Here is a 26537-nt window from a genome sequence, read left to right on the forward strand (position 1 = left end):
CCGAAAGCGCTATAACAGCAGCCAACCAGAACGCTTATTGCCGCATGGGTTCCCCTTTGTTCCGATGACTCATTTCAACCCGCGTCACTTGAAGGTCTTCGTCGCAGTCGCCCGCGCTGGTAGTGTGGCTCGTGCGTCTGACGTCATCCTTCGCGCGCAATCGGCTGTCACGCGTTCGATCCAAGAACTTGAGGCGGATCTGCGAGTGCCGCTCTTCGAGCGCCGTCCCCACGGCATGCTTTTGACTGAATTCGGCGTTGCGTTGCTCGCGCGCGCCGAGGGCGGGTTGAACGAGCTCGGCCTGGCCCGGCAGGAGATCGAGGCGCTGTGCCAGGGCGCCCCGTGGAATCCGTCCGCGCCAATCCTCACGCTGTCGATCGGCAAGCAGCGGTTGCTCGTGTTCATTGAGTTGATGAAGCAACGCCACATGGGAACCGTAGCGAAGCGTTTCGGGATCTCTCAGCCAGCAGTGAGCCTCGCGCTGCGTGAAGTCGAGCAGGGACTCGGTCTTGCGCTGGTGTCGCGCACGCCGACCGGCATAGTTCCCAATTCGGTAGGCGAGAGGCTGGTCTTTCGGCTGCGTCGCGCGCTGGTCGAGATGGCCAAGGCAGAAGAGGACATTGCTTCACTGCAACAGGGCATAACGGGGCACGTCGTGGTGGGCACCCTGTCGCTCGGTCGGAACTGGCTCCTCCCGCAGGCGATCATCACGACTACGCGGGTTCATCCGAAGATCACGGTGTCGACAATTGAGGGTACGTTCGAACACCTCGCAAGCCTATTGCATGCGGGTGAGCTTCATTTCATCCTAGGAGGCCTACGGCCGGACGAGCAGATGGTCGGGTTCGTCTTGCGCCCGGTGCTGACCTCTGGCATCGTGCTCCTGGCCCGCAAGGAACACCCGCTATGCGCCTCGCTGCCTAACGAAGGTTGGCCGGGCCTCCAGCAGGCACGCTGGGTCCTTCCGCATCGGGGCACCTGGACGCGAAGTTCGCTGGAGGCCACGCTCACGGAGAATCACTTGGGGCCGGCCGAGGTGATAGTGGAGACGGCCGACTACACGGTGACTCGGGCGCTCATGTCGGACAGCGATCTCATCACCGCCGCATCGCCGTACCTCTTCCAAGACGACATTGCCTCTGGCGCCCTCGCGGTACTGCCACTCGCGCCGACATCGCAGCCGCGCGCCATCGGGGTCGTGATGCGCGCGGGCGGGAGCTTGACGGTGGCGGCACGCATGCTGATCGACGCAGTGGTGGCAATAGCAGACCGATCGATGATTCGTTAGCAATAAGCTTGCATTGTTGAGTGCCCCGTCCGGCGGTGGCCGTGAACAGCTTCGGCGATACCGGGGGCGGCAGAAGCGCGCTCAGTTGCAGTGAGAGTATCCGTGACGGACTTGACTCGGTAGTACAAGGCAACGCCTGCTTCAGTGGGCATGCATCTGCGAGTCGTCTCCAGAGAATAACCGCACCCATCTTCTCGTCGGGACTACTCAGCCACAGCACACAGTCTAAAGGAACGGATGCGTTAGCGAGCCGCTGCGCTTAAGCCGTTGCTCTTGTAAAGGGCGAGAGGAAAGGCGATGTCGACAAGGCATCCATTGCGATTATCACGCTAACCGTGATAGTCCATCTACACACTCAGGCCTTCCAGTCAATGGCAACGTTCAATAGCATGGTGCATTCCGAAACTGATGAGGTAAATGATGGATAGCGAAATCACGGTTCTATGCGTAGGCGGCTCTGGACGCTATGCAGGGATGGTTGTGCCAGAGCTCGCGAAACGCGGGGTGCGCACCCGAGCGATTGTGCGCAACGAAGACGAAGCCAAGGTGGCCCGATCGAACGGCGCCACTGAGGTGGTCTTTGCTGACCTGCGAGATCCTAGGTCCTTGGATAGCGCAACGAAGGGTGTCGATGGCGTCTTTCACATTGGTCCAGTCTTTGCGTCTGATGAAGCCCAAATGGGGCTAAACATGGTGGAGGCAGCCCGGCGTGGCGGGGTTCGAAAGTTTGTGTTTTCGTCGGTCATCCAACCTACGAACACGGATTTGGCCAATCACGCCAGCAAGATCCCAGTCGAGAACGCCCTGTTCGCCTCCGGAATGGAATACACACTGCTGCATCCGGCCAATCTCTTTCAGAACTTCGCGGGCGCCTGGAAAGCCATCGTGCAAACGGGCGTATATGCGGAGCCCAATCCCGTAGATCGACGACTCGCACGTGTGGACTATCGCGACGTCGCGGAGGTTGCCGCCATCGCTCTGACCGGAGATCGCTTGGCATACGGAAGTTTCGAACTCTGCTCGGAAGGTATGTTAACTCGACTCGAAATTGGGAAGCTGGCGTCTGATTTGTTGAGAAAGCCCGTCGAGGTACGAGAGATCGAGTTCGCCGGATGGGCAAGGCAGGCGAAACTGCCTTACGACGCTCGTGAACTGGCGATGCTCGAAAAAATCCATGCTCACATCTCCGAACATGGGATGCCGGGTAACAGCCTGACCCTGCGGGCGATTCTCGGCCGGCCAGCGCGCACAGTCCGACAGTACGTCGAAGAACTCTGGCGAGGCACGACAGCGGAACGCACGGCTTCCGGCAGCCGGCCTGGGGTCTAGTGTCATGGACGACGAAACTCGCGCCGCCGCCCAACGTTCCCTTTTTCACGAAGCGCGTACGCACAACGGGTGGTTAAACGACTCAATCGATGCGGCTACCCTGCGAACTCTATACGAGTTGGCAAGCTTGTCGCCAACCGCGATGAACTGCCAGCCAATGCGACTTGTCTTTTTGACGAGTGCAAGCGCCAAGGCTAGGCTGGTGCCCGCTCTCTCTCCTGGCAACTTGGAAAAGACGCTAGCGGCGCCTGTCACGGCGATCGTCGCGTACGACATCCGCTTCTATGAGTGGCTCCGCAAAACCTGGCACAACCCGGCGGCACGCGACACGTTTGCGGCGGATGAGGCGCTTACATCCATCACGGCTATCCGAAATAGTTCGATTCAAGCGGGATTCCTAATAGTCGCCGCGCGCGCGCTGGGTCTGGACTGTGGTCCGATGAGCGGCTTCGACTCCGTGAAGGTTGACGCTGAGTTCTTCTCGGACAGCAATTGGCGCAGTAACTTCTTGTGCAATCTGGGCCGAGGTGATCCGTCCCGTCTGTTGCCGCGTCAGCCGCGACTGGAGTTCGACGAGGCATGCCAGCTGCTTTGAACTGCACAGCCCGGAAGCCCGCCATGCGGTCGAAGTCGCGTTACCTGCGCATCTGGAGACAGTGATGATTTTTCGCAAAGCCCCGTATCCGCTCGGCCACTTGGCCCGCCTTCTATTAGCTGTGTTGGGCCTAAGCTCTACGGCTGTCGCCGCACCGGTATTCCCATCCCGCCCGATCACTTTGATCGTGCCCTATGCACCTGGCGGGGCAGCGGACATCTTGGCACGCGCCCTGCAGTCAGAGATGAGCGTGATGCTAGGACAGCCGGTGATTGTGGACAACAAGCCGGGTGCTGGAGGCAACATAGGCGCCGATTTGGCAAGGCGCGCGACGCCTGACGGACATACGTTGCTCTTTTCAGGTGCCAGCCTCGCCAGCAATCCAGCGCTGATGCGAGCCATGCCGTTCACTCCTATCAAAAGCCTGACACCAGTCGCCGGGCCGATGAGCCTTCAGCACATCGTGGTCGTGCATCCCGAACTACCGATCAACAGCATTAAGGAGCTCATCACCCAAGCCAAATCCCGGCCTGGAAAGTTGTTCTATGGATCCAGCGGCCAGGGGACATCCAATCATCTTGCAGTGGAACTGTTCAAGACTAAGGCCGGCGCAGACTTGGTTCACGTGCCTTACAAGAGTTCAGGCGCGGCGATCCCTGCCCTGATGTCGGGCGAGATCCAATTGATGTTTGATCTACTCCCATCGTCGATTGCACAGGTCAAGGCAGGCAGGTTGCGAGCCTTGGCGGTGACGGGGGCGAATCGGCTGCCAAGCCTGCCTGACGTCCCGACCGTGGCGGAGTCTGGCCTGCCCGGCTACGAATACATGGGCTGGTTCGGGGTGTTCGCTCCCGCCGGCACGCCTACTGACGTCGTCATTCGGGTCAATGCGGCTGTGAATGCGGCTGTCGCCGGGGCAGCATTCCAGACAAGGTTGGAGCAGTATGGCGGGCAAGCGGGGCACAGCACTCCAGAAAGTTTTGCTGTGACGTTCCGCGGCGAAACCACGCGGTGGGCGCGACTAGTGAAAGATGGCCGTCTTTCACAGATTGATTGAATTCGGTATCGCAGATCGATTGATTGAAATGCATAGACCATGAAATTAAACATTAACGAAGCGGCTATAGACGTTGGCGTGGATGGCCAAATGCCACTGCTCTGGGTCCTGCGCGATGAGTTGGGCTTGACGGGGACGAAGTTTGGCTGTGGCATAGGGGCTTGCGGCGCTTGCACCGTGCTCATCGATGGGGAGCCCATACGTTCCTGCTCATTTCCAACGGCAGCAGCCGCCGGCAAGCGCATAACGACGATCGAAGGCCTGTCGAAGGATGGCGATCACCCTCTGCAGCAGGCTTGGATCGCCGAAGGGACCCCTCAATGTGGCTATTGCCAATCGGGACAGATCATGGCTGCCGCAGCACTGTTGCAACGCGATCCAAAGCCTTCTCGCGCAGTGATCGAACAAGCCATGAATAGTCATATCTGTCGCTGCGGCACCTACAAACGGATCGTTCGGGCGGTGGAGCGTGCAGCAAGGAATTCATGATATGTGTGCACAACCGCATATGCCTTTGGTCTCTCGCCGCCATTTCATCGTTCAGTCGGCCGGGCTCGCGATTGGCGTCGTCTTTGCAGGTCCTTCTGGTGCTGATGCGGTCCGATCCACTTCTCCGTTCAGCCCGACACCTTGGGTCACGCTGGAAGCAGATGGAACCATCATTTTGCTGTCACCAGGCTCGGAAATGGGGCAGGGCACCTCCACGGCTTTGCCGATGTGCTTGGCCGAAGACTTGGACGTGGAATGGACCAAGGTGATCGTGCGACAGGCGCCGCATGATCCCCGTTCGTTTGGAAACCCACGCTTCGCTGGGGCGATGCACACCGGCGCGTCCCGAACCACGCGGGGCTATTACAAGTTGTTGAGAATCGCGGGCGCGCAGGCGCGTCAAGTGATACTGCTTGCCGCCGCCGAAAAGTGGGGACTATCTGCGTCCTCATTGGAAACAAAACTCGGCGTAGTTATTCACCGCGCTAGCGGGCGCAGCATGCCGTACGCCGAGGCCGCATCGATAGCTAAGGTACCCGCGAATCTGCCGGAGATCACGGAGGCAATGCTAAAGCCACTTGCTGAATGCCGCTATCTCGGCCGCAGCTTACCGCGGCTGGACCTGCTACCCAAAGTGACCGGACGCGCCGTTTTCGGTATCGACGTGCGCCTTCCCGGTATGTTGTACGGTGCCGTGCTTCGATCACCGCTGCGTAGCGGCAGACCACTGGCCATAGATGACGTGGCGGCGCGAGAAACAACGGGCTACCTCAAGACCTTAGTGTTGCCTTATGGTGTCGGCGTGCTGGCCACCAGCACTTGGGCTGCGCACAGGGCAAAGGACGCTTTGAAAGTCACATGGTCGAACACGGATGACTTGCCGGGCTACGACTCGGAACAAACAAAGGCCTCCTACCAAATCGCGGCCGACAATGTGGGACATCCTGCTGTCATTGTGGACAAGCACGGTGATGCCCCCGCAGCAATCGCAACTGCCTCGCGGGTGTTCGAAGCCGACTATATCAGCGGCCACCTGGCCCATATGACTCTTGAACCCATGAATGCGACTGCGCGAGTGAGTGGCAATCGCATAGAAGTATGGGCGCCGACGCAGGTGCCTTCAGCAACTGTCAATGCACTCGCGAAGGCATTTCGGATACCTCCAGAAGACATTGCAATGCATGTCACTATGCTGGGCGGCGGCTTTGGCCGGCGGCTAGAGGTGGATTTCGCAGTCGACGCCGTAATGCTTGCTACTGAAGCAGAGGGTCGGCCAGTAAAAGTCACTTGGACACGGGAAGACGATGTTCGCAACGATTTTCCGCGCCCTCTGGTTGCGCAACATTTGCAAGTCGGACTAGACAAACAGGGCAAAGTGGTCGGATGGCGCACGCGAATCGCCTCGGAGTCGGTCTTTGCTCGCACTGCGCCGGCTGCATACGTCCGAGCTGGTGGAAAAGATGTACCTGTGAACGAGGGCTCCGAGAGCCTGTACGAATTCGACAGCGTTATGATTGAATACCTTCGGCAGGAGGGAGGCATTGACGTTGGCTTCTGGCGTGGGGTGGGGGGCGGCTACACAAAGTTCGCCTCGGAGACCATGCTGGATGAAATCTCGACTTATCGCGGTGTCGATCCGTTGGCCCTGCGCCTGGAACTGCTGCGCAATCATCCGCGCGCGCAGGCAGTGCTACGTCAAGTGGCGACGATGGCTGCGTGGGAGCGCCCGCGCGTTGCCAATCGCGCGCTGGGTATTGCATATTCAGATCTCTGGGACACGCACACGGCGACGGTGGCCCAAGTATCTGTAGATCCAGTGAGCGGATTGATCCAGGTTCATGCGCTCTGGACTGTCGTTGACGCAGGAATCGTTCTGATGCCAGACAATGCTCTCGCGCAGATCGAGGGAGGCTTGATCTGGGGCCTGGAAGCCGCGCTCAAAGCCGAACTGAGCTACAAGAACGGTATGCCCCAACAGTCCAACTTCCACGATTACTCCGTTATGCGCTTGTCCGACGTGCCGGAGCTGCATGTACGGTTGCTGCGCAGTGAGAATCCCCCAGGAGGTGTTGGCGAGTGCGGCGTGCCCCCAGTGGCTCCCGCTATTGCTAATGCAGTGGCGCGGCTGACGGGAACTCGGTTGCGATCGCTTCCGATGACGCCGGATTTGTTGAGAGACGCTCGGGCGCGGAGCACTCCAAACGCTTAAGACGTTCGAACTGTCATCATGGGGGACTGCTCGGTTCGAGGCCGCGAGGATCGCGGCGACAGGTCAAATTGAAAACCCAATGGGCATGCGACGAGTCATAGATGCAGAGGCTTGCCGCGTGACCTGCGGTTGTCCTTCCGGCCTTCCGTGGCGCAGAGTTCAGTTCCATTGGCCGACGCGGCGCCGCGAGACGGTGTGCGAAAACTGACCTTCATCAACGTAGACCTGAATGCTCGAACGTCCTCTTCTACGTAGTAGGTAAGGCGTGATCATCAACAAACTCGGCTTCCAAAAAATCAATGAACTGTCGTGTCTTGGCCGGTACATGTCGATATTCCGCCCAAACCGCATGAATGGGGACGGGCGCTACCTCGTAGGTGGTGAGTACAAGCTCCAGCTTGGACCGTTCTAAAAGGTCTCGGATCTGCCAGAGCGGGGTGAATCCAATCCCTAAGCCTTCCACGACGGCCTGAACGACGGCCGCGGAGTCGCTGGCACGGAACCGTCCACTCACGCTGACGCTCCGCAAGCCGCCGTCGATCAGGAAAGGCCACTTGGCATCAGATCCTGCGGCGGTTCTTACTACGCATTGATGGTCTTTGAGTTCGTCTGGCTTTTCGGGGCGGCCATGTTGTGCGAAATAGGAAGGCGATCCGTACACGACGCGCCGAAACTCGCCCAAGCGGCGGGCGCGCAGGTCTGAATCGGGCAAAGTCCCTATGCGCAACGCGAGGTCCAAGTTGGCTTCGATCATGTCGACAAAATTGTCCGACATCACCACCTCGATGTTCACCATGGGGAATCGCTTCATGAACTTGGCCGCGATCGGCACCAAATATGTGGGCGCGAACTGAACGGAAGCACCAACGCGCAGCAGTCCCTTCGGCTCAACCCGACGATTTGCAACTTCCAGCTTGGCTTCACGCAGTTCCGCGTAGGCCGGCTTGACTCGGTGGTAGAACGCAACGCCCGCTTCGGTGGGCGTGCAGTGACGAGTAGTCCTTCGAATCAACTGCACCCCCATCTCCCCTTCGAGCCCCATCAGCGCCCGGCTTACAGCCTGTAGAGAGCGGTTGAGTTGGCGAGCCGCTGCGCTCAAGCCGTTGCTCTCGTAGATGGCAAGAAAGACAGCGATGTTGTCGAAGGCATCCATGTTGCAATTATCACGTTAACTGTGATGGTCCATCTACACATGTAGGCCATCCCGTCAATGGAAAGGGACAATGGCATGGTGCGCCCACTAGATTCCATTCTCAATTTCTAAGGGAATCCGAGGTTCATGGGGCCTCCAGCAAGTCGTCGTAAAACCGCGGTGGCCGACAACAGGACCTCCACGAATAAGATCAATGCCGGGCGGCGCGCGAACTTCACCTTCTGCGTCTCGATGCCGGGGAGTTCGTTGTGACCGCCCAGGGCGCCGAAGATCCGGTGACCGTTAAGCGGCAGGCCTCCCACTCGCTCAGCCGTGGCTCGTGTGTCCCCCAGGCTTGCGCGTATGCGCCGCGCGGGAACATGGCATCGCGCGGCATCCATCGGAAGCCCTCCAGCAGTGCCATCAACCGTCCCTAGTGGCCGCCTGGAGCGATGAAAAGACGCGATCGACAATGTCCAAGGCCTGCCGCTCCAGCGCCTTACGATGTTTGGCATCCTCGAGCAGAAGCGCGGCTTCGCAGATCATTGCTCCGATCATCCGGCCGGCCAACTCCACGTTCGCGCTTGGGCGCAATGGCTCAAACGCGGACGATGACTTTGCCGATCTGTTCGTTGGATTCTAAGTAACGATGTGCCTCTTGGATTTGGTCAAGTGTGAACGTGCGAGCGATCTTTGGCTTTAGCGCGCCCGACGTCAATCCATCGACGATGCCAGCCCTAACCCGGTTTAAGATCGTGTCATCAGAAACGATCTCGCTATAGAGGTAGCCCTTCACAGTTACGCTTTTGGCGAGGACGGCGAATAGCGGGAACGGTGTTGGTTCGGGACTAAGTGCGCCGTATTGGATAAGAATGCCCCCGCGCGCAATGCTGGCCGTCAGCCGCTCGAACGACGGCCCGCCGACTGCATCAAAGACGACGCGGGCTCCTCGGCCACCAGTTACGGCCATCACCTTTTCAACCAAGTCTTCTTCTTCTATCGCCACTACGTGATGAGCTCCTGCGTCAAGCAACGCTTGCCGCTTGGCGCGGGTGCGCGTGGTGGCAACTATCGTTGCCCCCATCATTCGAGCGACTTGGAAAGCTGCAAGACCCACGCTGCTGGATGCTGCCGTAACGATCACGGTGTCTCCAGCACTCAGCTTTGCCTGCTCGACCAGCGCTCCCCAGGCCGTGACGTATTGCATCCATACTGCCGCCGCAGCGTCAAACGATAAGGTTACGGGATGCTTCACTACTAAACGTGCCGGCACATTGACAAGTTCGCCATAGGTGCCGCCGCGGGCGATATCAAGTGCTGGGATGACGCTCACCAGGTCGCCCGGTTTAAATCCTGACACTGTAGCCCCCACTCCCTGCACGATCCCCGCCGCCTCGTATCCCAGACGGCTCGGGAAGGTGGCCAGCTGGAGGTAGGCATGATTGCGGAACATCACCTCGGCGCGATTGAGCCCGATGGCTTTAACTGCGATCTGAACTTCACCGTCCGCGGGCGCTGAAACCTCAATGTCTTCAATTTCCAAAACACTGGCATCGCCATATTGGTGAATGCGAACAACACGGGTCATAAGTAATCCTAAATAGTTTTAACAATGAAGTCGACGCTTAGGGGTAGGAATCAAAACTGCTTGGCAAACCTCGGGAGATAGGCGGAGTGCTACCGCCTTGTGCTTTCTCGAAGTAGCCCTCGCCTTCCCTTTTAGGAGAGCGATTGAAAATTGAGAGGCAGCGGACGAGTCGCTGCCGTCGACACGTTCGCGCTAGCGGCGATGGCGAGCCACCCATCCTTTCTCGATGGCGGCAGTCCCTCGCGCGGATCGGAAACAGTTGAATTCAGCAGCGCTCGTGCACCCACTGTCGGGATAGACCTGCCGGCCACGTTTTTCTTACATCGCGCTGAAATTGGCGTTGACCGTATGGATCGCGGCTATGTGTGCGCCGCTTTCGTCGACGGAACGCTCCTGAGACGCAGCGTTGTTCAAAGCTTCCTGCAGAAAATTGTGGCGCGGTCATTGCGCTCGCTTCGCCGTATGCAAGAGGTAGACCGGAGGTCTGCCTTTAAGCACACGTGCAACAGCAGCAATAGCCGCGTGGCCATGACAAGGCAGTTAGCGCGTGAAGTCGGCAACGATCTTCCCGGGTGCGTGGCCAATGCGCACGCGCTCGACGGCGGCTGGAATCTGGTCGAATCCCACGACTTCGGCGATGGTCGAGCGCAACTTACCGGAAACGACCGCCTCGGCCGCGAGGCGTAGTCGGGCGGCGTCAGGGCGCGTTGCGAACGCAATGCCCTTGCGTCCAACGGGCGTCTTGGCGCTAATACCGAGGTCCACTGCGCTGACGATCGCGCCACCGGGCGCGAGCACTTGCCACGAACGATCCAGTACATCGCCGCCAACGAGATCGAGCACTAGGTCGATGCCTTCCGCAAGCGATTCAAATCGCTGCGCATTGCGGTCGATTACTACGTCCGCGCCCAATTTAAGCACATGGTCACGGCTGGTCGCCGAGGCGGTCGCCCATACGGTAGCCCCCTCTGCCTTGGCGAATTGCACCGCGAAACCGCCAACGCCCCCCGCTGCGCCATGAATCAACACTTTCTGCCCGGGCGTCAGTTCGCCTGCCGCGCGTAGCGATTGCCACGCGGCCAGGGAAGCGACCGGTAGCGCGGCTGCGGCCACGTCGTCTAGACCCTCGGGCGTCAGGGCCAAATTGGCCGCGTTGACTGCAACGAAATTTGCATACGCGCCGAGGCCAGCGAGCGGTCCCATGACACGGTCGCCGACCTTGAACCCGGTGACGCCCTCGCCCACGCGGCTCACAACGCCGGCCAATTCGACGCCAAGCGTTGCGGGCAGCGGCAGCGGGAAGGCACCGCGGAGCAAGCCCTCGCGGATCTTCGCATCGAGGCCATTGATGCCGGCCGCCTTGACCTCGACCAAGAGCTGACCGGCTGCGACTTCGGGCTCGGGTACGTCATCACGACGCAGGGCATCAGGGCCACCGTAGGCGTGAATGCGGAAGGCTTGATTGCGCTTCATCTCAGAGTTCCTTTTGAAATAAGGAATCGAATCTATCGAGTCCCACTGAAGAGCGGAAGTCGCAAATAATAGACGCCCCGTCTCAAATATGGATCACCTATGAATTTCGATACTTTGGCGGACTTCAACCTTGTGGCCACCCACGGGGGCTTCGGCAAGGCAAGCCGCGCCAGTGGACGGGCCAAGGCGACACTGTCGCGGCGTGTCATGGAACTTGAGGAAAGTCTGGGCTTAAGGCTACTGGAGCGCGGCGGAAGAGCCTTTCGATTGACTCAAGACGGCCAAGTTTTGTATGCCCGGACCGAAGGACTGCTGGCGGAGATCGAAGAAGTTAGCAAATGCCTGGCAAGCGGCCAAGCGAAAGGCGCGCGCGGCACGCTGCGCATCAGTTGCCCTTTACTGTTTGCGCATACGGCGATGGGACGCCTCGCGGCAGAATTCATCAGGCGATATCCGCAGGTCGTGATCGAAGTGACGACTGAGGACCGCATGGTCGATCTCGTTGAAGAAAACTACGACGTCGTGATCCGGACCAATCCGCCGCCGGACAGCGAATTGGTTGGCCGTTGCTTCCTGCGCGACCAAAAGCTTGTCGTCGCCGCCCCAACTATAGGGCGACCACGAGTCGGAGCAGCGGTGCCAGCCGTGCTCCTCGCATCGACGAGCGATACCACCCCATGGCGCGTGCAGGCCGCGAACTCGCAGTACGAATTTCTACCCTCTGCAGTACTGCGTCTTTCATCGATTTGCATGGTGCGAGACGCAGCACTGGCGGGCGCGGGTGCTGCGATGTTACCGTCATCACTTGTGCGCGAGGATCTCGCAGAAGGCCGGCTCGTCAATTGGGGTGAGGTCATGCAAGGCCGTGTCGAGGTTTGGGCGCTGCATACTTCGCGCAGACTTGTGAGTAGCAAGGTGTCGGCATTTGTTCAGTTTTTGTGCGATGCGTTTCCTGAGAATGCTGCTGGACTTTAACGGCGTATTCGAAGCGACCTACGAGATGTAAGGGAGCAAGTTCATTGGGTTGGGCATGACGGAACTCAAACCCGTTGATGCCGGTTTAACTTTGCCCTCCGATTGAGCTTTGACCCGGGAGATCGATGCAGCAATCGTAGATGCCTGCCGCGCAGGCGGTGCCCGAGTCTCTCTGTGTAAGGCGGCTAGTTGAATCATCGGTCTAACTCATTCCTCTTTTGCCTACGGGCCCCTGCCACGCCGCCGGAAGCGCGCGCCCCCGGTTGAGCGATGCACCCATGCTCAACCTCCTTTCTGCCGTCCCCATGGAGCGCGGGAATCGTTCTGTCATGTGGCAACACGTTGCGCAGCGAGGCGTCTTCGGTTAAGACGGTCGGGTCACTGGCACATTGCGGTGCTTGCTTGGTCCTCAGCCTTGGCCGCGCCCAGGGCCTCGTTCGATAAGCCCATTCTTGAAGGCCATCGAGGCAGCTTAGCCCGATCGGCACTCATGCGGCCCTTGAAGAAATGTTCAATCAGGTCCGTAAGGATCGGCCAACGCCGCCGTGGCGACCTGAGACGGATGCGGGAAGGCTCTTCTGATCAAGAGGCACGTTGAGATCCCGGGAAAGTAGCTGGCCGCCGCGGACATCGCTGCAGCTGCCAGCGAGGATTCCCGCCGAGGTGACTGCGAACGCGATAGCGGATGCGCGAGCAGATTAAGTAGGCTATTGGATCGGGCCGAGAGGGGATCCACGTAAATGCGCCCGGGTCGGTGCCACTCGCCTTGGCAAGAGGTGGAGAAACGTCGGCGATGACCGTGGACATCTAAGAAGGTTTCCCAAGGCTGACCGTCATGCGAGGGGCACGAACCTGTCAGCGCTCGGCCATCGCGGATCCTTCAGGGGAATGGCCGCTCCAGGCTTGCGATCAGCTGGGTGTCGACGCGCGATGCCGGTCGCAGATGACACAAAAGCAGCTGATACAGATCATGACGTTCTGGGCAAGCGCTCCCTTTGATGAAAATTCTTCATCGGATTGATGAAAACAATGCGCTTCTTCATCTGTAGATACAACGGCACTATTGGCGGCCTCATGGCGGGATGCTCGGAGTGAAGATGACTGAACGGGAAAATGTGGGACTCGTCGTTGGCGGGACGAGACTTCAAGGTGGAGCGGTGGCGCGTCGGCTGCCGGACGCAAACTGGCGCGTTCGCTTTCTCACGCGCAACGCTGAATCCGACGAGTCGTGTTGCCTCGTCGGTCGCGGCGCGTCAGTCGTGGTCGGCGACCTTGAGGACGTCTGGGAGCACGGATTCGTCAAAGAAGTGCGCCAACGCATGCCGAGTATTGAGGCGGCTGTGGCTACAAAGGTAGCGCACTTCGTTGACTTTTCGGTTGGCGTCTCTCGCCGCGCTGGAGGACCACAACGCTCATGACCAACATTGTCGATTTCGGACTGCGGCACGATGTTGCCGCGAAGCGCGATTGCAATGCGCGTCTCGTACTGGAAGTTCGGCATTTGCAACTGGTACAGAGCATCGTGCGTGAAGGCAATGTGGCGCGTGCGGCGCCGTCCCTGAATTTATCGCCCAGCGCGCTGAGCCACCAATTGCTCAATGTCGAGCACGACCTGGGTGTGAAGCTCTTCGAGCGCGTAGGTAAACGGATGGTCCTCACGACAGCGGGCGCCGCAGTTCTGGATGCAAGCGACGAGATACTACATCGCCTCGCCCAGGCGGAGCGGGACGCGCGGGCCAGCATTTCAGACCGGTCCACGGTGCGCATCGCGGCGGGCTGCCCTATTATCAATGGCTCGCGGGTGCATTGGCGCGCTTCGCGACGGTCACGCCAAACATTGACGTCGACATCAGGCTGCAAGGAACGCGCCGCTAAATCCAGGCGCTGAAGGAAGACGAGATTGACCTCGCGATCAGTCCCCGGCGCGCAAGCGCCGAACCGTTCGTCAATCGGCACATCTTCGGACTCGACATCGTCGCAGTCCTGGGAGAAGAACACGGACACCTCGTATCGGGCAACTCGTTGCATCCCGCTGTGATGTGGTCAGCCCTCAAGAACGAGACGCTGCTCACGCACGATCTAGCGAGCGAGGACGCGGCACAACTGTTGACCGCTACAGGTGCTTCGCCGGCACGGCTGCGCCGCGTCCAACTGACCGAGGCAATAGTCGAACTGGCGCGCAGCGGGCACGGCGTCGGAGTTCTCACCGCGTGGCCCGGCATGGACCACGGCGCTGCGAAGGTGCGCATTCTGCCGCTTGTGCCTCGGCATACGCGCGATTTCCACGCGATATGGCGTCGCAGCAACCCCCGCCGGTTACCGATAGAGCAGCTGGCAACCTACCTAAGACTGGATACCGAAAAATGGACACACTCGACCACCTAACGTTATATTTCAGTAAGGACTCCTGCGCGATCGCCTCCATCGCGGCGCTCGAAGATGTCGGGGTACCCTTTGGTCTTCAACGTGTCGACATGTCGCTAAGCGGCGCCGGCGACGAGAACTACATGGCGATCAATTCGCGCCGTCAGGTCCCGGCCTTATGGGTCGGTGGGCGGATTGTGCGGGAGACGGGCTCGATCTTTCATTTCCTGCAACAGCACTTTCCCTCGTCGCGAACGCTGCCGACCGATCCGCAGCACACGATCAAGGCGATGGAATGGATCGGCTACTTGGGCGGAACGTTGCATCCCGCATTCCGGATCCTTTTTCTCGCGCCTCGTTGGGTGGGTGACGACGCCGTGGCTAAGAAAGCGCTTTGGACCCATACCGTGCCTGTCATCGAAAAGCTTTTGCATGGCATCGACGGCGAACTCGAAGACGGTGCCTGGGTGCTCGGCGAGCGCAGCGCGATCGACTACTACCTGTTCGTGTTCGCACACTGGGCCCTTATGCTTCGTCTCCCCCTGCCCCCTCGCTTGGCCGCTCACCACGCACGGACACGCGATCTGCCCGCGATGCAGCGCGCCCTGCTGCGCGAGGCGGAGCAGGCTTGAAGGCTCCTCTTCCCCAAGTTCAAGGAATGCGGCGGCATGAGCATCAGTCCACCTGCTTTTGTTCTGCTTCACGGCGCGTAAGCGACGCATGGTGCTGTTCCCTCGTGCGGCTCCGGTACTCGGTCTATCTGGGTGCTGCAGTGCCTGCCGACCGTGACGCCGTCGCCTCCCACGTCCCCGGCATAGACGGCTAGAGCATCGAGCGTCGTCGCACCGCCTTTCGGCAATTGGTGGCGAACGGCCATTGGATTGCCGTACCGGGCACCGTGTTGTGCATCTCACGAGAGGATCACGCAGCGTGGCTGCTGCGTAAGCGGGTTGCGCATCCGCTTCCGACCTGGCTCGACCGATTTGAATTGCCGGCCGCTGGAGCTCGGACGCAACCAGCGTGGCCCAGGCCACGCCGAGCGCGACGCGGATGGCGGTGAGGATGTGCGGCACCGTCAACGGCACGATCACCTTGGCGAAGATCTCAGGCCGTAGGTGGGCAGGGCCCAACGGAACGTGCTGCGGTTCGATGCCGCGCTGCAGGCCGGCGTCCTGTCGGTGCTGCAGCCTGATGCGGCCAAGTGGGGCGGCATCTCCGGTTGCTGGCCCGTCATCCGCCGCGCCCGCGCTGCCGGGTTGCGCTATTGCCCTCACTACCTGGGAGCGGGCGTCGGCCTGCTGGCCTCGGCGCATCTGCTCGCAGCGGCGGGCGGCGATGGCTCGCTGGAAGTGGATGCCAACGACAACCCCTTGCGCACGGCCGTTGCGCCCGCCCTCCAGCATCTGGATGAAGACGGGTGCGTGAGCCTGGGCGACGCGGCAGGCATCGGCGTCGAACCCGATCCGCAACGAATCGCCGAAGCGATCCGCGCTGCGGCTGGTTGAGCAGGTGCGTATGTTGGCGGCGAGGTAGACAATGGGCCGGTGGCCCACCCTGAACCACCCGTTTTTCGGCCCCTGACCGGCATCTACGAGCCGTCGGCGATCCGGCAATTGTCGGACGGGCGCCTCCTTGTCGTCGAGGACGAGAAGAAGCACCCCTTCAGTCTGGTCACGATCGATGCAGGCCATGTCGAAAGCGTCGCACTCGCCGCCACCCTGCTCCAGACCTTCAGCGACTTCTGGAAGCTCGACGATCTCGAAGGGCTTGCGCTGGATCGATCCGGCTTCGTCTACGCCATCACTTCCCATTCACGGGACGACGAAGGTCACACCCGGCAGGCGCGCGAGCGACTCGTGCGCTTTCGGGTCGAGGGTGATCGCGTCGTCGAGCCGAAGGTCGTCCAGGGATTGAAGCAAGCCATGACGGCGGAGCATCCGCTGCTCGCTGCAGCGGCCGAGATCCGGGAGGTCAAGACCGGAGGTGGACTCAACATCGAAGCGCTGGAGATCGACCCGTTCGAGCACCATCTGCTTGTCGGCTTTCGCAGTCCGCTGCACGAGGGCCGCGCAATCATCGCCCGCATCGTGAATCCGACCGCCATGTTCGAAGCCAACGAGGAGCCTCGCGTATCGGCCGAACTCGATGAATTGGATCTGGACGGCCACGGAATCCGCGCCTTGTCTTTTCTCCCAGCGCTCGGTCAGTACCTGGTCGTCGGCGGGCCGGTTTCGCGGGAGCCCGGCCAGTTCTCCCTGTGGCTCTGGAATGGAAGGGGAAGCAACGCCGTATACCGCGTTGCTGTACAGGCTCTGCGGGATCTGGCCCACACCGAAGGCGTGAGCCCGGCGACCATCGACGGTGCCGCGGGAATCGTCCTTGTCAGCGACGACGGGGATCGCAAGGCCGGACGGCCGGCCAGCTACCTCTGGCTCGGTCTCGATCAACTGCAGATGGCGTCCGGTTGAAGCAGCGCTTCACCTGGCTGGGGCTGTTGCTGGTGCTCGCGTCCACTGCGCTGATCTTCGTCACTGCCAAGCGCGAAGAGATCGAGTGCCTCGAACATTTCGGCGATGCGTACCGTGAGTACATGCGTCGCACACGCCGCTTCATACCCTTCCTTCTCTAGAGGCCAGGCGGCGGGAGCAAGGCCCCGCCGTCCACCGAACTCAGCGCACTTCGCAATCCACCGTGTTGGACTTGCCGGCGGTGTTGGTGCCACTGGACCCGATCGGCGCGTTGAAGGCTGGCGGCGGCGTGAACTGGATCCCCGGGTTCTTCGGCACGACCACCGGCGGTTGGGTGACGTTGGGCGTGAAGCCGAACTGCCCTGCCGCAAAGTTCTGCGTGCCCACCGGGTTGGTGACGTGAATCAAGCCGTCGATGACCTGCACGTACAGCCCGGGCGGCATCGCATTCAATGCCCAAGGCCAGCGGGGTCACCTTAGGACCACTCTTCCGCCGGATCAACAAGGCGCCTGGGCGAGGACGCCCTCACCGGCACGGCCATCCGGGACATCGTGAAGGCTCGATGCTCGCTCGCCGGCGTAGGCGACGACTTTTCTGCTCACTCGCTGCGGTCAGCCTTGAGGATCCGGGGCTTTTGTCCCAAAGAGAAACGGCGGGGAACTTCTGGTGCCCGCCCGTCTATCGGCAGACGAACTGTTCTGAACTGACCTCACCGGACGTCATCGAGCCTGTAGCAAACGCCCGAAGAGAAGCGCCGTCGCGGCGCACAAACAGTTCCCCGCCCAGCACGGCGTCAAGCGCACTGGGAGGGCCAGCAGGCTTAACCATACGAACCGCACGAAATGCCCCGAGTGTCTTGCTCTCAGCAAGAACTTGATACGCCCACTCATCGTTCGACGCATTGGAGGCGCGAACAGTAATGCCGTCGCCGCTGCGCACAATTTCAATCTGCCGGGAGCCGAACAGCTTGCCGATCTCGCTGTTGCAAGTCAGCGTTTGCGCAGAAGCCGGAGCTACTAGAGTGACGAGCGCCGTCGCGATGACGAGCTTCTTCATGTCAGCGATTGTCCCCGCCCAGCTCCCTGGACCTTCGGGCTTGGTCTCACGCAGGCGCGAGCGTCTGCCGCACCCCGACTCGGTCAAATTTGATCGCATAAACCTGATGGATCGCCACGTCAGCTGCCGGTGTCGCGATCATCGGCCCTCAGTGCGACAACGCCAAGGCAAACTTCGGTGATGTCATGACTTATTGAGTAGCTATGGGATTACCCAACCGGTCGCTGAGGCCAAGGACCGGGCTGCGGGGGCGGTCCTGGGCGTCTCCGATCGTTCACTATCGGAACCCGGCCGCGAACAGAGGGACTGAGGAATCGAGCATCCACCCATCCGCGCCCACCGCGCCTCCCTGAAACTTCACACCAGCGCCACCCGTTCGTGCATCGATCCACCCACACCGAGGTGCGTGGCGGAAGCACCGTGACAACCCGAAACGAACTTCCTGGACCGGAACGAACATTGAGTGATCGCGTAGTAGACGAGTTGAAGGCCATCGCCGGCAAAGCCAGCATCAGCGACAAAGCGAGGAGCAGCGATGAAATGAACGCTCGTGGCATGGTTAGCTCCCTTTTGCAGGTGATGAGTTCTTCTGCATGGACATTTCGTTGTGGCGGGACTTGCCGCCGCTCTCCACCCTGCCCTTGACGGTCGTATCTCCGGCGTCCTGCCCGCGCTTCTCGCACGCTGTGCGCGCATTGCCAGCCGGGTGCCGTCGGCAACGTTTCAATGCATTTTCGTCATGTTCGCCCACCCTGTTCAAGCGACCTTGACGCTTCGCTTCGATTTCAAGAACTACTCCTGGCTCGGTTCGCACCTGCAGGCCAACGCGGATGTTCGTCTGATGCCGGTCGCGCCAGTAGATTCGGTGCCGCCCTCAGGACAGCGCCTTGGCCTTGAGCTGGTCGAACTCTTGCTGATTGATGGTGCCTGCGTCGAGTAATGTCTTGGCCTCCGCGATCTGCTCGGTAGGCGACTTGCCGGCCACTTGCCGGATATAGGCATCCGTTTCTGACTTGGCACGCTGAAGACTGGCGCGCTGCCGCTCCGCCATGCCACGTCCACGAACGATGATGTAGATAAGCGCCGTCAGGAATGGCAGGAAAACCAGCCCAATGATCCAAATTGCCTTGAACCCGCCGCCCAACTCCGAATCGCGGAAGAGGTCCCCGATGATCTGGAACAGGATGAAGAGGTAGGCGATGAGGACGAAGGTCGACAGCAGCAGTTGAATCAGGTCCCAGAAATTGCTCATTTGACTTCCTTTGAAATGGTCTATGGAGGTGAACGCTATCGTGCAGTGGCCTTGCTCGTCCATGTGCACAAGAGCGCGAAGACGCCGCCCATGAACATGCCAAGCACGTACACGATCAGAACAAGAACAGAGGTCGGGAGCGTGACGCTCATGTCTGAAGACAGCCGCTGGTGCAATCCATCACCGACGGGGGCTCGCGCAGGCAGCCAGGTCACCAATGCAAAGGCGCGGCCAGGTCCGCTTTTCATGTTGACCGCCTGCAGCGTCACTGCGTTGATCGCGAGCGCCGAGAGAGGCAGCAACAAGAGCAGCAACGCATCGGCATGGCGCGAGGGGTGCGACATTGACATTCGCATTCCTTCGGGCTCTAAACGGCGATCGCGCCGGTACCGAGCGCGATCAGTGCGGCGATCGCAGCCATCACCAGCACCGCGAACACCATCATCTCTGGCAAGGTGAAAAGCCGCTCCTTCTGCTCACGCCGTGCGATGAAATAGAGGATCGTACCGGGCGCATACAGGACCGCCGCGAGCATCAAGAACTTGAGTCCGCCCGCGAAGAGCATGGCCATGGCATAGACCGTCGCGATGGCACCGCGCACCCAATCCACGGTCCGGGCACGCGCATCGGCCTGGTAGGTCTCACCTGTCCACGCGAGCTTTAGCGCGTACGCCGCGACGAGCAGGTAGGGGATGAGCGTCATCGAGCTCGTCATCTTCAACGCCAGCGTGAAGGCGTATTCGGCAAACCAGGTCACGAGCAGGAACAGCTGGATCACGATGTTCGACAGCCACAGCGACGCAACGGGAGCCTTGTTGACGTTCTCGCGCGCGAGGAAGGCTGGCATGACCTTGGTGTTCGCCGCGGAGAACAGGACTTCGGCCGCGAGCAAGGACCACGACAGGTAGTTGCCGAGGACGGAGATCAGCAGACCGATGCTGATGAAGGCCAACCCCCACGGCCCCACGAGCTCCGCCATCACACCCGCCATCGACGGCGTCGCGAGCGCCGCCAGCTCGGGACGCAGCAGCACACCATAGGACAGGATGGTGACCAGGACCAGCAGGCAGAGCACCCCCAGGAAGCCGAGCACGGTGGCGAAGCCGACATCCTCCCGCTTGCGCGCATAGCGCGAGTAGACACTTGCGCCCTCGATACCGACGAACACGAACACGGTGGCCAGCATCGTGCCGCGCACCTGATGGGCCACGCCAGACAGGCTGCGGTCTTCGCCGCCCCAGAAGTTGAGCGCGAAGATATCCGCTTTGAAGCCAACGGCCGCGACGACGATGAAGATGACGATCGGCACCATCTTCGCAAACGTGGCAATGGAGTTCAGCGCCGCCGCCCCTTTGACGCCGCGCAGGACCAGGACCTGCACAGCCCACAAAAGCACCGACGCCGAGACGATCGCCACAGTGGTCGAGCCGTCGCCGAAGGCCGGAATGAATTGCCCCAGTGTTGCTTTGATCAGGATCAGGCAAGCGGTGTCGGCCAGGCATGCCCCGATCCAGTAGCCCACCGCGGATGCGAAGCCGAGGTAGTTGCCGAACCCGGCCTTGGCATAGGCGTAGATGCCGGTGTCGAGTTCGGGCCGCCGCCGGGACAAGCTCTGGAAGACGAACGCCAGCATCAGCATCCCGGTGCCGGCGATGGACCATGCAATCAACGCGCCCAGGACGCCGGTCGACCGGCCGAAAGCCGCCGGCAGCGCGAAGATGCCGGCACCGACCATGGAACCCACGACGAGCCCAACAAGCGCACCGCGAGAAAGTTTCTGGTCCTCCGGTGTGGTCATGACAGGTCCGCGCCGCGGACTCTCATCGAAGCCACGGAATCTCCTCTTTTTTGATTGAGTCCTGTGCAAATGAGCATCAGTGGATGCCCGCCCCTTGTCAATAGCACCATGGGGCAGTGCTTTCGAAACGCTCCGGCGGGGAGTTGGCAGAAGACAAGAATGGGGTCAAACTTCCTTTCCGTCACTCTCAAGGAGCATGTCAAATGAACAGGCCTTCGCGGCCCGTGCAGGACGTCATCTGGTTTGAACAGGCCACCCCCGGCCTGCAGAGGAAGTAAGGAGCTGACCATGAGAAGACTTGGATGGCTGGCAAGCGTAGCAACGCTGGCATTCTTGGCGAGTTGCACGGATATGAGTCCGCAACAGCAAGGCACGATGAGCGGCGCAGCCATGGGCGCTGCGGGCGGGGCAGGCATCGCAGCGATCGCCGGGGGCGACGCTTGGACGGGTGCCGCTATTGGTGGTATTGCAGGGGCAATCGCCGGCAACATTCACGGCAACAGGCAGCAACAGCAATGGCAAGGCTGGTGAGGGCTGCACTAGCAGAACTGACTGGACCATGTGCAGGTCGGATCTGACCGCGGCCACAGCGAAGCCGAGCGCGCGGCGCTCAATTGGGCAGAGGCCGTCAACGCGGTTCTGGAGCGCACGCCCAGCGATGTGGACTTCGACGCCGTGAAGCGGCACTTCAGCGATGCGCAGATCGCGCACCGCTCCTTTGCGGTCTCTGCGATCCGCTCGTGGAACATGCTCAATGCCAGCTTCCACACGCAGCTGCCCCAAAACGCCCTACACCGTCGATTGATCCGGGCGGCTCGTGCGGCTGGACAGGGCACCTTCGCAAAGAGACTCTCGCTTCGCTTCTCGCGCTCCAACGCGAACACGTTCTTGCACCCCGTTCGATTCTGGCCGCTTCTGCTTCCCGCCGGGCTATGATCCGCGCGGCCAAGCGGTCGCTCGGCGGTTTCCTCGCCCGCACGCGCCTCAACCAAAGGAACGCAAGCCGATGTCGCACAAGCCCGTGGGGCTGATCTACGGGGTCGACGAGACGCCGCCTCTCGGGGTCAACCTCCTCAGCGGCCTGCAGCATGTCGGGTTGATGTCGATCTTCCTGGTCTACCCGGTGCTGATCGCGCAGGCGGCCGGCAGCACCGCCGAGGTGACGGCGGCCATGGTCAGCGCGACGCTGATCGCGATGGCCGTCGGCACCCTGCTGCAGGTGATCACCGTTGGGCCGATCGGCTCCGGCTATCTGTGCCAGCCTTCGCCGAGCGTTGTCTACATCGTTCCCTCGCTGATCGCCGCGCGCAGCGGGGAACTGTCCGCGGTGTTCGGCATGACGATTCTTGCCGGCCTCTTCGAGATGGCCCTGGCTCGCCTGTTGCCGCGCTTGCGTCCACTGTTCACGCCAGAAATAACCGGCCTGGTGGTGTTGCTGGCCGGGATTTCTGTCGGCGTGGTTGGCCTGCGCACCGCACTGGGTGGCTCGCAGGCCAACATGCAACCGGCGCAGATCGACTTGTTGCTGGGCCTCGGCACGCTCGCTCTGATGGTCGCCCTCAACGTCTGGGGCCGCGGCGGGCTGCGCGTGTTCAGCGTGCTGATCGGCTTGGGCGCCGGCTGCCTGCTCGGCGGGGCGCTCGGCCGACTCGATGCCCACGACCTTGCTCGGGTGGCGACGGCGCCCGTGCTGGCCATTCCGGCTTGGGGGCCGGTTGGCTGGACCTTCGACACCACGCTGGTGCTCCCCTTTCTGATCGCCTCGGTCGCCGCGGTGCTGAAGGTGATCGGCAATGTCACAACTGCGCAGAAGGCCAGCCAGCCCGGCTGGGTGCGCGCCGACATGCGTTCCATCAGCCGCGGCGTGCTGGCCGATGGACTCGGTTCGGTGGCGGCAGGGGCGTTGGGCGCGCCGGGCATCAACTCGTCCACCGGCGCGGTCGGCCTCGCGACCGCTACCGGCGTCGTCAGCCGGCGCATCGGCTGGTCGGTAGCGGCGATCCTGCTGCTATTCGCCTTCGTGCCGAAACTGGGCCTCCTGTTCAACCTCATCCCGCGGCCGGTGCTCGGTGCGGCGCTGGTGTTCTCGTCCACCTTCATCATCATCAACGGCTTGTTGATCATGACCTCGCGCCTGCTTGACGCCCGCAAGACACTGGTGATCGGCCTCGCCATCGTGTTTGGCCTGGCGGTGGAGATCTTCCCCGGGCTGGTGTTGGTCCTGCCGTCGGGGCTGCAGCCTTCGTTTGGCAATTCGCTGGTGCTGGGCACGCTGGTGGGACTCGGGTTGAACCTGCTGTTTCGTATTGGCCTGCGGCGCAGCGTCTCGATGACAGTGACACCTGGCGCGGTCGACCCAGCGGCGCTCGAGCAATTTCTCGATCTGCACGGAGCCGCCTGGGGCGCGCGCAGCGACGTCATCGTCCGCGCCAAATTCAATTTGGTGCAGTCGATCGAGACACTGGTGTCAAGTGGCGTCGCCACCGGTCCACTCGCTATCCAAGCCGCGTTCGACGAGTTCAACCTCGACCTGCAGGTGTCGTACGACGGCCTCGAACTTGAGCTGCCACAGCAGCGGCCGACGGTTGATGAGCTCATCGATTCGGACGATGGCGAGCGGCGAATGGCCGGCTTCCTGATGCGCAGCTTTGCCGATCGCGTGACCTCGCGGCGTTCGGGACCGCGGGCGTCGGTCGCGTTCCACTTCGATCACTAGCAGCGCTTGCCGCGCCGCTGCCAGCCGGCCGTGCCGTCAGGGGGTGATCGAATGAAACGGGTTCCCCCATTCCGATGAGGCCACGACGTGCTGCGGCTGCCGCGTCAGAAGGTCGGAGCATCCGGCACTGTGTCTTTCACGGACATGGCCTTTTGCTCGGTGGCGAACGTTTCGCCGATGTAGACATCCATGCGCCCCGTTGTCCTGGCGTCTCTCGAATGATCGAATCCTGCGTCGACCTTCTGACCGCCGCTGGCGATTGAAGCCTGTAGACGCGCCGACGGCTGGTTGCTCTGTTGGCCGCACCCGGCGGCAATGGCACCGAGCGCCATGAGCACTGGAACATAGAAGATTCGGAGGTAGTTCATGTCTGCTCCTGTGTGATTACACGCAGCGATGTGCAGCTACAGCGCAATGCGCGCTAGCGAGCAATCGTCCTGGTAAGGGTGACTACTTGACAGCCGAAGCTGCGTGGGCCGCACTGGAAGACCCACTGTGTGCCGAAGAATCGACACTGAATGCCAGCATCTCGGCTACCTTCGAGTTCTCAATGCGACCTGGCCCCGCTCTGCGCCTTCTCCGACAATGCCCGGAGTACTCAGGTATGCGCGGTCAGCCGCGAATGCGGGGTTTGGATGAAGCAGCGCGACGGCCGTCGCCGTCAGTGACAGTGCGCTCGTCAACCAGAACAGGCAACGCGAAGAGAGTTTCATGGCAAGTGCTCCCCGAGGACTGGATCGCGGCCGTGCGAACCTTTAGTAGGAGTGAATTTAGGCGTGCACCTCAGTTGGGTCGAGGAAGTGACGCACAAGACGGTTGTGACCTTTGTCACTTTGCGACCGCGGCATGCAGCCCTTGCGGCGCACATACTCAAGTGATGCCACCAAGTAGGGTGGCCAGGCAGCAAGATGGCGCGCGACCAGATTGGCGGGAAGGATGCGACTCCTCGCCCCAGTTGCGTCGGCTGCAGCAGTTCTGGCTCTGTTCGCCAGGCTGATCATGCAGATGGCCTTGATCCACGAGCCTCGAGGCCCCCCATTGACCGCGCTCTTTCTAGATTCAGCGCTGTTGCGTCAAACATTGCATCGCATGTATAAAGGTTCATAATGCATGCCATGGCAAGCACAAAGGCGCATGCAACCCCCGATGCCGTTGCGGATCGAATCCAGCGACTTGGTCAGCGAATCCGCGATGCGCGTACCCGCCGGCGGCTGCGGCGCGAAGACTTTGCGCAGCGCGCGGGCGTCTCTCGATCGACGATGGAAGCCATCGAACGCGGCGAGGTCAACACCGGGATCGGCGCGTACGTCAAAGCTCTATGGGCGCTTGGGCTCGACGAGGAACTTGACCTTCTTGCTGATCCTGGATTGGATCGCGACGGCCTGGCGTTGGAGCTCTCGACTCAGACCAAGCGGGTGCGGGTGCGAACGAAGGTCGACAATGACTTCTAAGCGCGGCCAACCTCCGTCCAACCAGGCTTACGTGTGGGTCTACCTCCCTGGTGACACCCAGCCAACCTTATGCGGGCGATTCAACAACGACAAGACCTCGGCAGGTGGCGTTGGCAAGTTTGTCTACGCCAAGTCCTACCTGGGCCAGTCTCACGCGCGTTCAATCGATCCGGTGCTGCTTCCGCTACGGGATGGTGAGCATTCGACGACCGCGCAACTCGGCTTCTTCGGCGTGTTCGCAGACGCGTCTCCCGACGATTGGGGCCGTGGCGTCATCGACCTGCTGTACGGCAAACCCGAATCGCCGGTCGGCTATCTCCTCCGCAGCCAGGGCGACAGGGTCGGCAACCTCGATTTCAGCGCGGGCACGGACATACCACCAGCGCAACGCGACCTTCCGGGGCGCGACGTGCTGAGGGCGGCGGTCGGTGTGCTTGCCGGAATCGAGCGGGGGCGCAAGGAAGACCCTTCACTCGAGAATTGGGTCCGACCGAACACGGCGATGGGAGGGGCCAGACCCAAGCTGACGATCGCGGACAATGCCTTCCAATGGCTGGCGAAGTTTCCATCTCGCCACGACGACCCGGGGGTTCCGGTGGCCCGGCTGGAGCACGCCATGCACGCACTCGCCCGGCACTGCGGTATCGCGACCGTGGACTCGGAGCTCGTGACGGTCGACGGGGCCGACGTGCTTCTCGTGAAGCGATTCGACCGGACGGCCGTGGAGAAAGAGGATGGGCTGACGGCGTGGAGCCGCGACGCATTCGTGAGCGCGCGCACGGTCCTGAGGTCCTCGGGCGTCAACGAGAACTCCTACACCGGCAGCTACCCTGGACTCGCGCGCGATCTGACGCGGTGGAGCGCCAAGCCTCTTGCGGACAAACATGAGTTGTTTCGCCGCATGGTGTTCAACTGCGTTGTGTCCAACACGGACGACCACGATCGCAACCACGGCTTCGTCGCCGATGAGATGGGCGTTGGCTTCCGCATGTCCGGGGCCTACGACATGGTCCCGCGGATCCCAACGACGCAGCTGCGAGTGCAGGCCATGCGAGTGGGCAACGACGCGCAACCAACGCGTGACAACATTCTCAGCGAGTGCTCGAGCTTCGACCTGTCGCACGCGGAGGCAGCCGAAATTTACGACAGCATCCAGGCGACCGTGCGCCAGGATTGGAGACAGTGCTTCGCCCAAAGCGGCCTGAGTGAGGCGGCGATGGAAAAGTTCTCCAGTTGCTTTCCACCGACGTGACAGGCGGCGCTTGAAAACACAACTCGTCGCCGTGAATTTCTGCT

Annotated in this window: 28 protein-coding genes; 18 read left to right on the forward strand and 10 right to left on the reverse strand. The window is 61.2% G+C overall.

Features of this window, described 5'->3' with window-relative positions; translation table 11 throughout:
* Window positions 1–88 precede the first annotated feature (88 nt).
* The 6 genes from QTH90_RS27285 to QTH90_RS27310 all read left to right on the forward strand — a co-directional run bounded on the left by QTH90_RS27285 (window position 89) and on the right by QTH90_RS27310 (window position 6967).
* On the forward strand, window positions 89–1288 hold the full coding sequence (locus QTH90_RS27285; RefSeq protein ID WP_286667712.1) for a LysR family transcriptional regulator: 1200 nt from the start codon (window positions 89–91) through the stop codon (window positions 1286–1288).
* 420 nt (window positions 1289–1708) lie between these two features.
* The gene (locus tag QTH90_RS27290; protein ID WP_286667713.1) at window positions 1709–2617 is read left to right on the forward strand and encodes an NmrA family NAD(P)-binding protein; all 909 of its coding nucleotides are present in this window, start codon (window positions 1709–1711) and stop codon (window positions 2615–2617) included.
* Window positions 2618–2621: 4 nt separating this feature from the next.
* On the forward strand, window positions 2622–3212 hold the full coding sequence (locus QTH90_RS27295) for a malonic semialdehyde reductase (RefSeq protein WP_286667714.1): 591 nt from the start codon (window positions 2622–2624) through the stop codon (window positions 3210–3212).
* 64 nt (window positions 3213–3276) lie between these two features.
* Window positions 3277–4269, forward strand: a complete 993-nt coding sequence (locus QTH90_RS27300) for a Bug family tripartite tricarboxylate transporter substrate binding protein (RefSeq protein ID WP_286667715.1) — start codon at window positions 3277–3279, stop codon at window positions 4267–4269.
* A 39-nt stretch (window positions 4270–4308) separates the two neighbouring features.
* Window positions 4309–4758: a (2Fe-2S)-binding protein gene (locus tag QTH90_RS27305; protein ID WP_286667716.1), complete on the forward strand. Its 450-nt coding sequence runs from the start codon at window positions 4309–4311 to the stop codon at window positions 4756–4758.
* Between the two features lies 1 nt (window position 4759).
* On the forward strand, window positions 4760–6967 hold the full coding sequence (locus QTH90_RS27310) for a xanthine dehydrogenase family protein molybdopterin-binding subunit (RefSeq protein ID WP_286667717.1): 2208 nt from the start codon (window positions 4760–4762) through the stop codon (window positions 6965–6967).
* A gap of 247 nt (window positions 6968–7214) precedes the next feature.
* Here the strand turns inward: QTH90_RS27310 and QTH90_RS27315 are convergent, their stop codons facing one another.
* From QTH90_RS27315 to QTH90_RS27325, 3 genes are all read right to left on the reverse strand, one after another.
* Entirely contained in the window at window positions 7215–8120 is a 906-nt protein-coding gene (locus QTH90_RS27315) for a LysR family transcriptional regulator (RefSeq protein ID WP_286667718.1), read from the reverse strand.
* 577 nt (window positions 8121–8697) lie between these two features.
* Window positions 8698–9687, reverse strand: coding sequence for a zinc-dependent alcohol dehydrogenase family protein (locus QTH90_RS27320; protein WP_286667719.1), 990 nt, complete (start codon window positions 9685–9687; stop codon window positions 8698–8700).
* A 540-nt stretch (window positions 9688–10227) separates the two neighbouring features.
* The gene (locus QTH90_RS27325) at window positions 10228–11160 is read right to left on the reverse strand and encodes an NADP-dependent oxidoreductase (RefSeq protein WP_286667720.1); all 933 of its coding nucleotides are present in this window, start codon (window positions 11158–11160) and stop codon (window positions 10228–10230) included.
* Window positions 11161–11259: 99 nt separating this feature from the next.
* Between QTH90_RS27325 and QTH90_RS27330 the strand changes: the two genes are divergently transcribed.
* The 8 genes from QTH90_RS27330 (at window position 11260) to QTH90_RS27355 (ending at window position 17128) form a co-directional block, all read left to right on the forward strand.
* Window positions 11260–12135, forward strand: coding sequence for a LysR substrate-binding domain-containing protein (locus tag QTH90_RS27330; protein WP_286667721.1), 876 nt, complete (start codon window positions 11260–11262; stop codon window positions 12133–12135).
* Between the two features lie 1097 nt (window positions 12136–13232).
* Window positions 13233–13553 (forward strand): NmrA family NAD(P)-binding protein, encoded by a 321-nt coding sequence (locus tag QTH90_RS31560; protein WP_353506638.1) that lies wholly within the window; start codon window positions 13233–13235, stop codon window positions 13551–13553.
* Window positions 13550–14023, forward strand: coding sequence for a LysR family transcriptional regulator (locus QTH90_RS27335; protein WP_286667722.1), 474 nt, complete (start codon window positions 13550–13552; stop codon window positions 14021–14023). The genes QTH90_RS31560 and QTH90_RS27335 overlap by 4 nt, the downstream gene beginning before the upstream one ends.
* Window positions 14024–14046: 23 nt before the next feature.
* The gene (locus QTH90_RS31565; RefSeq protein ID WP_353506641.1) at window positions 14047–14520 is read left to right on the forward strand and encodes a LysR substrate-binding domain-containing protein; all 474 of its coding nucleotides are present in this window, start codon (window positions 14047–14049) and stop codon (window positions 14518–14520) included.
* Window positions 14499–15131, forward strand: a complete 633-nt coding sequence (locus tag QTH90_RS27340; RefSeq protein WP_286667723.1) for a glutathione S-transferase family protein — start codon at window positions 14499–14501, stop codon at window positions 15129–15131. The genes QTH90_RS31565 and QTH90_RS27340 overlap by 22 nt, the downstream gene beginning before the upstream one ends.
* 504 nt (window positions 15132–15635) lie before the next feature.
* Window positions 15636–16004 (forward strand): enolase C-terminal domain-like protein, encoded by a 369-nt coding sequence (locus QTH90_RS27345; RefSeq protein WP_286667724.1) that lies wholly within the window; start codon window positions 15636–15638, stop codon window positions 16002–16004.
* Between the two features lie 39 nt (window positions 16005–16043).
* Window positions 16044–16967 carry a DUF3616 domain-containing protein gene (locus tag QTH90_RS27350; protein WP_286667725.1) on the forward strand — a complete coding sequence of 308 codons (924 nt, stop codon included), beginning with the start codon at window positions 16044–16046 and terminating at the stop codon, window positions 16965–16967.
* On the forward strand, window positions 16964–17128 hold the full coding sequence (locus QTH90_RS27355; protein WP_286667726.1) for a methyltransferase family protein: 165 nt from the start codon (window positions 16964–16966) through the stop codon (window positions 17126–17128). The genes QTH90_RS27350 and QTH90_RS27355 overlap by 4 nt, the downstream gene beginning before the upstream one ends.
* Window positions 17129–17168: 40 nt before the next feature.
* On the opposite strand, the gene QTH90_RS27360 is transcribed toward QTH90_RS27355, so the two are convergent.
* From QTH90_RS27360 to QTH90_RS27380, 6 genes are all read right to left on the reverse strand, one after another.
* A complete protein-coding gene (locus tag QTH90_RS27360) occupies window positions 17169–17411 on the reverse strand; it encodes a hypothetical protein (protein WP_286667727.1) in 243 nt (80 codons plus the stop codon).
* A 235-nt stretch (window positions 17412–17646) separates the two neighbouring features.
* Complete coding sequence (locus QTH90_RS27365; protein WP_286667728.1) at window positions 17647–18024, reverse strand: hypothetical protein; 378 nt, start codon at window positions 18022–18024, stop codon at window positions 17647–17649.
* A 209-nt stretch (window positions 18025–18233) separates the two neighbouring features.
* On the reverse strand, window positions 18234–18581 hold the full coding sequence (locus QTH90_RS31570; protein ID WP_353506639.1) for an SH3 domain-containing protein: 348 nt from the start codon (window positions 18579–18581) through the stop codon (window positions 18234–18236).
* Between the two features lie 317 nt (window positions 18582–18898).
* Complete coding sequence (locus QTH90_RS27370) at window positions 18899–19276, reverse strand: SHOCT domain-containing protein (RefSeq protein WP_286667729.1); 378 nt, start codon at window positions 19274–19276, stop codon at window positions 18899–18901.
* Window positions 19277–19311: 35 nt separating this feature from the next.
* Complete coding sequence (locus tag QTH90_RS27375) at window positions 19312–19626, reverse strand: hypothetical protein (protein ID WP_286667730.1); 315 nt, start codon at window positions 19624–19626, stop codon at window positions 19312–19314.
* 17 nt (window positions 19627–19643) lie between these two features.
* A complete protein-coding gene (locus tag QTH90_RS27380; protein ID WP_286667731.1) occupies window positions 19644–21074 on the reverse strand; it encodes a basic amino acid/polyamine antiporter in 1431 nt (476 codons plus the stop codon).
* A 288-nt stretch (window positions 21075–21362) separates the two neighbouring features.
* Between QTH90_RS27380 and QTH90_RS27385 the strand changes: the two genes are divergently transcribed.
* Window positions 21363–21605, forward strand: a complete 243-nt coding sequence (locus QTH90_RS27385) for a YMGG-like glycine zipper-containing protein (protein ID WP_286667732.1) — start codon at window positions 21363–21365, stop codon at window positions 21603–21605.
* 475 nt (window positions 21606–22080) lie between these two features.
* Window positions 22081–23790, forward strand: coding sequence for a uracil-xanthine permease family protein (locus tag QTH90_RS27390; protein WP_286667733.1), 1710 nt, complete (start codon window positions 22081–22083; stop codon window positions 23788–23790).
* A 104-nt stretch (window positions 23791–23894) separates the two neighbouring features.
* On the opposite strand, the gene QTH90_RS27395 is transcribed toward QTH90_RS27390, so the two are convergent.
* Entirely contained in the window at window positions 23895–24158 is a 264-nt protein-coding gene (locus QTH90_RS27395) for a hypothetical protein (RefSeq protein WP_286667734.1), read from the reverse strand.
* 747 nt (window positions 24159–24905) lie between these two features.
* On the opposite strand from QTH90_RS27395, the gene QTH90_RS27400 reads away from it, so the two are divergent.
* On the forward strand, window positions 24906–25241 hold the full coding sequence (locus QTH90_RS27400; RefSeq protein ID WP_286667735.1) for a helix-turn-helix domain-containing protein: 336 nt from the start codon (window positions 24906–24908) through the stop codon (window positions 25239–25241).
* A gap of 31 nt (window positions 25242–25272) precedes the next feature.
* The gene (locus QTH90_RS27405; RefSeq protein WP_286667736.1) at window positions 25273–26493 is read left to right on the forward strand and encodes a type II toxin-antitoxin system HipA family toxin; all 1221 of its coding nucleotides are present in this window, start codon (window positions 25273–25275) and stop codon (window positions 26491–26493) included.
* The last annotated feature ends 44 nt before the right edge of the window (window positions 26494–26537 follow it).

Source organism: Variovorax flavidus (assembly GCF_030317145.1).
Taxonomy (GTDB): domain Bacteria; phylum Pseudomonadota; class Gammaproteobacteria; order Burkholderiales; family Burkholderiaceae_C; genus Variovorax; species Variovorax flavidus.

Excerpts from the sequence above, each read along its gene's own strand:
- QTH90_RS27290 (WP_286667713.1), top strand. The coding sequence starts at position 1,709 with ATGGATAGCGAAATCACGGTTCTATGCGTAGGCGGCTCTGGACGCTAT.
- QTH90_RS27295 (WP_286667714.1), top strand. The coding sequence starts at position 2,622 with ATGGACGACGAAACTCGCGCCGCCGCCCAACGTTCCCTTTTTCACGAA.
- QTH90_RS27300 (WP_286667715.1), top strand. The coding sequence starts at position 3,277 with ATGATTTTTCGCAAAGCCCCGTATCCGCTCGGCCACTTGGCCCGCCTT.
- QTH90_RS27305 (WP_286667716.1), top strand. The coding sequence starts at position 4,309 with ATGAAATTAAACATTAACGAAGCGGCTATAGACGTTGGCGTGGATGGC.
- QTH90_RS27310 (WP_286667717.1), top strand. The coding sequence starts at position 4,760 with ATGTGTGCACAACCGCATATGCCTTTGGTCTCTCGCCGCCATTTCATC.
- QTH90_RS27315 (WP_286667718.1), bottom strand. The coding sequence starts at position 8,120 with ATGGATGCCTTCGACAACATCGCTGTCTTTCTTGCCATCTACGAGAGC.
- QTH90_RS27320 (WP_286667719.1), bottom strand. The coding sequence starts at position 9,687 with ATGACCCGTGTTGTTCGCATTCACCAATATGGCGATGCCAGTGTTTTG.
- QTH90_RS27325 (WP_286667720.1), bottom strand. The coding sequence starts at position 11,160 with ATGAAGCGCAATCAAGCCTTCCGCATTCACGCCTACGGTGGCCCTGAT.
- QTH90_RS27330 (WP_286667721.1), top strand. The coding sequence starts at position 11,260 with ATGAATTTCGATACTTTGGCGGACTTCAACCTTGTGGCCACCCACGGG.
- QTH90_RS31560 (WP_353506638.1), top strand. The coding sequence starts at position 13,233 with ATGACTGAACGGGAAAATGTGGGACTCGTCGTTGGCGGGACGAGACTT.
- QTH90_RS27335 (WP_286667722.1), top strand. The coding sequence starts at position 13,550 with ATGACCAACATTGTCGATTTCGGACTGCGGCACGATGTTGCCGCGAAG.
- QTH90_RS27340 (WP_286667723.1), top strand. The coding sequence starts at position 14,499 with ATGGACACACTCGACCACCTAACGTTATATTTCAGTAAGGACTCCTGC.
- QTH90_RS27360 (WP_286667727.1), bottom strand. The coding sequence starts at position 17,411 with ATGCCGCCCGGGCTGTACGTGCAGGTCATCGACGGCTTGATTCACGTC.
- QTH90_RS27365 (WP_286667728.1), bottom strand. The coding sequence starts at position 18,024 with ATGAAGAAGCTCGTCATCGCGACGGCGCTCGTCACTCTAGTAGCTCCG.
- QTH90_RS31570 (WP_353506639.1), bottom strand. The coding sequence starts at position 18,581 with ATGCCACGAGCGTTCATTTCATCGCTGCTCCTCGCTTTGTCGCTGATG.
- QTH90_RS27370 (WP_286667729.1), bottom strand. The coding sequence starts at position 19,276 with ATGAGCAATTTCTGGGACCTGATTCAACTGCTGCTGTCGACCTTCGTC.
- QTH90_RS27375 (WP_286667730.1), bottom strand. The coding sequence starts at position 19,626 with ATGTCAATGTCGCACCCCTCGCGCCATGCCGATGCGTTGCTGCTCTTG.
- QTH90_RS27380 (WP_286667731.1), bottom strand. The coding sequence starts at position 21,074 with ATGACCACACCGGAGGACCAGAAACTTTCTCGCGGTGCGCTTGTTGGG.
- QTH90_RS27385 (WP_286667732.1), top strand. The coding sequence starts at position 21,363 with ATGAGAAGACTTGGATGGCTGGCAAGCGTAGCAACGCTGGCATTCTTG.
- QTH90_RS27390 (WP_286667733.1), top strand. The coding sequence starts at position 22,081 with ATGTCGCACAAGCCCGTGGGGCTGATCTACGGGGTCGACGAGACGCCG.
- QTH90_RS27395 (WP_286667734.1), bottom strand. The coding sequence starts at position 24,158 with ATGAACTACCTCCGAATCTTCTATGTTCCAGTGCTCATGGCGCTCGGT.
- QTH90_RS27400 (WP_286667735.1), top strand. The coding sequence starts at position 24,906 with ATGGCAAGCACAAAGGCGCATGCAACCCCCGATGCCGTTGCGGATCGA.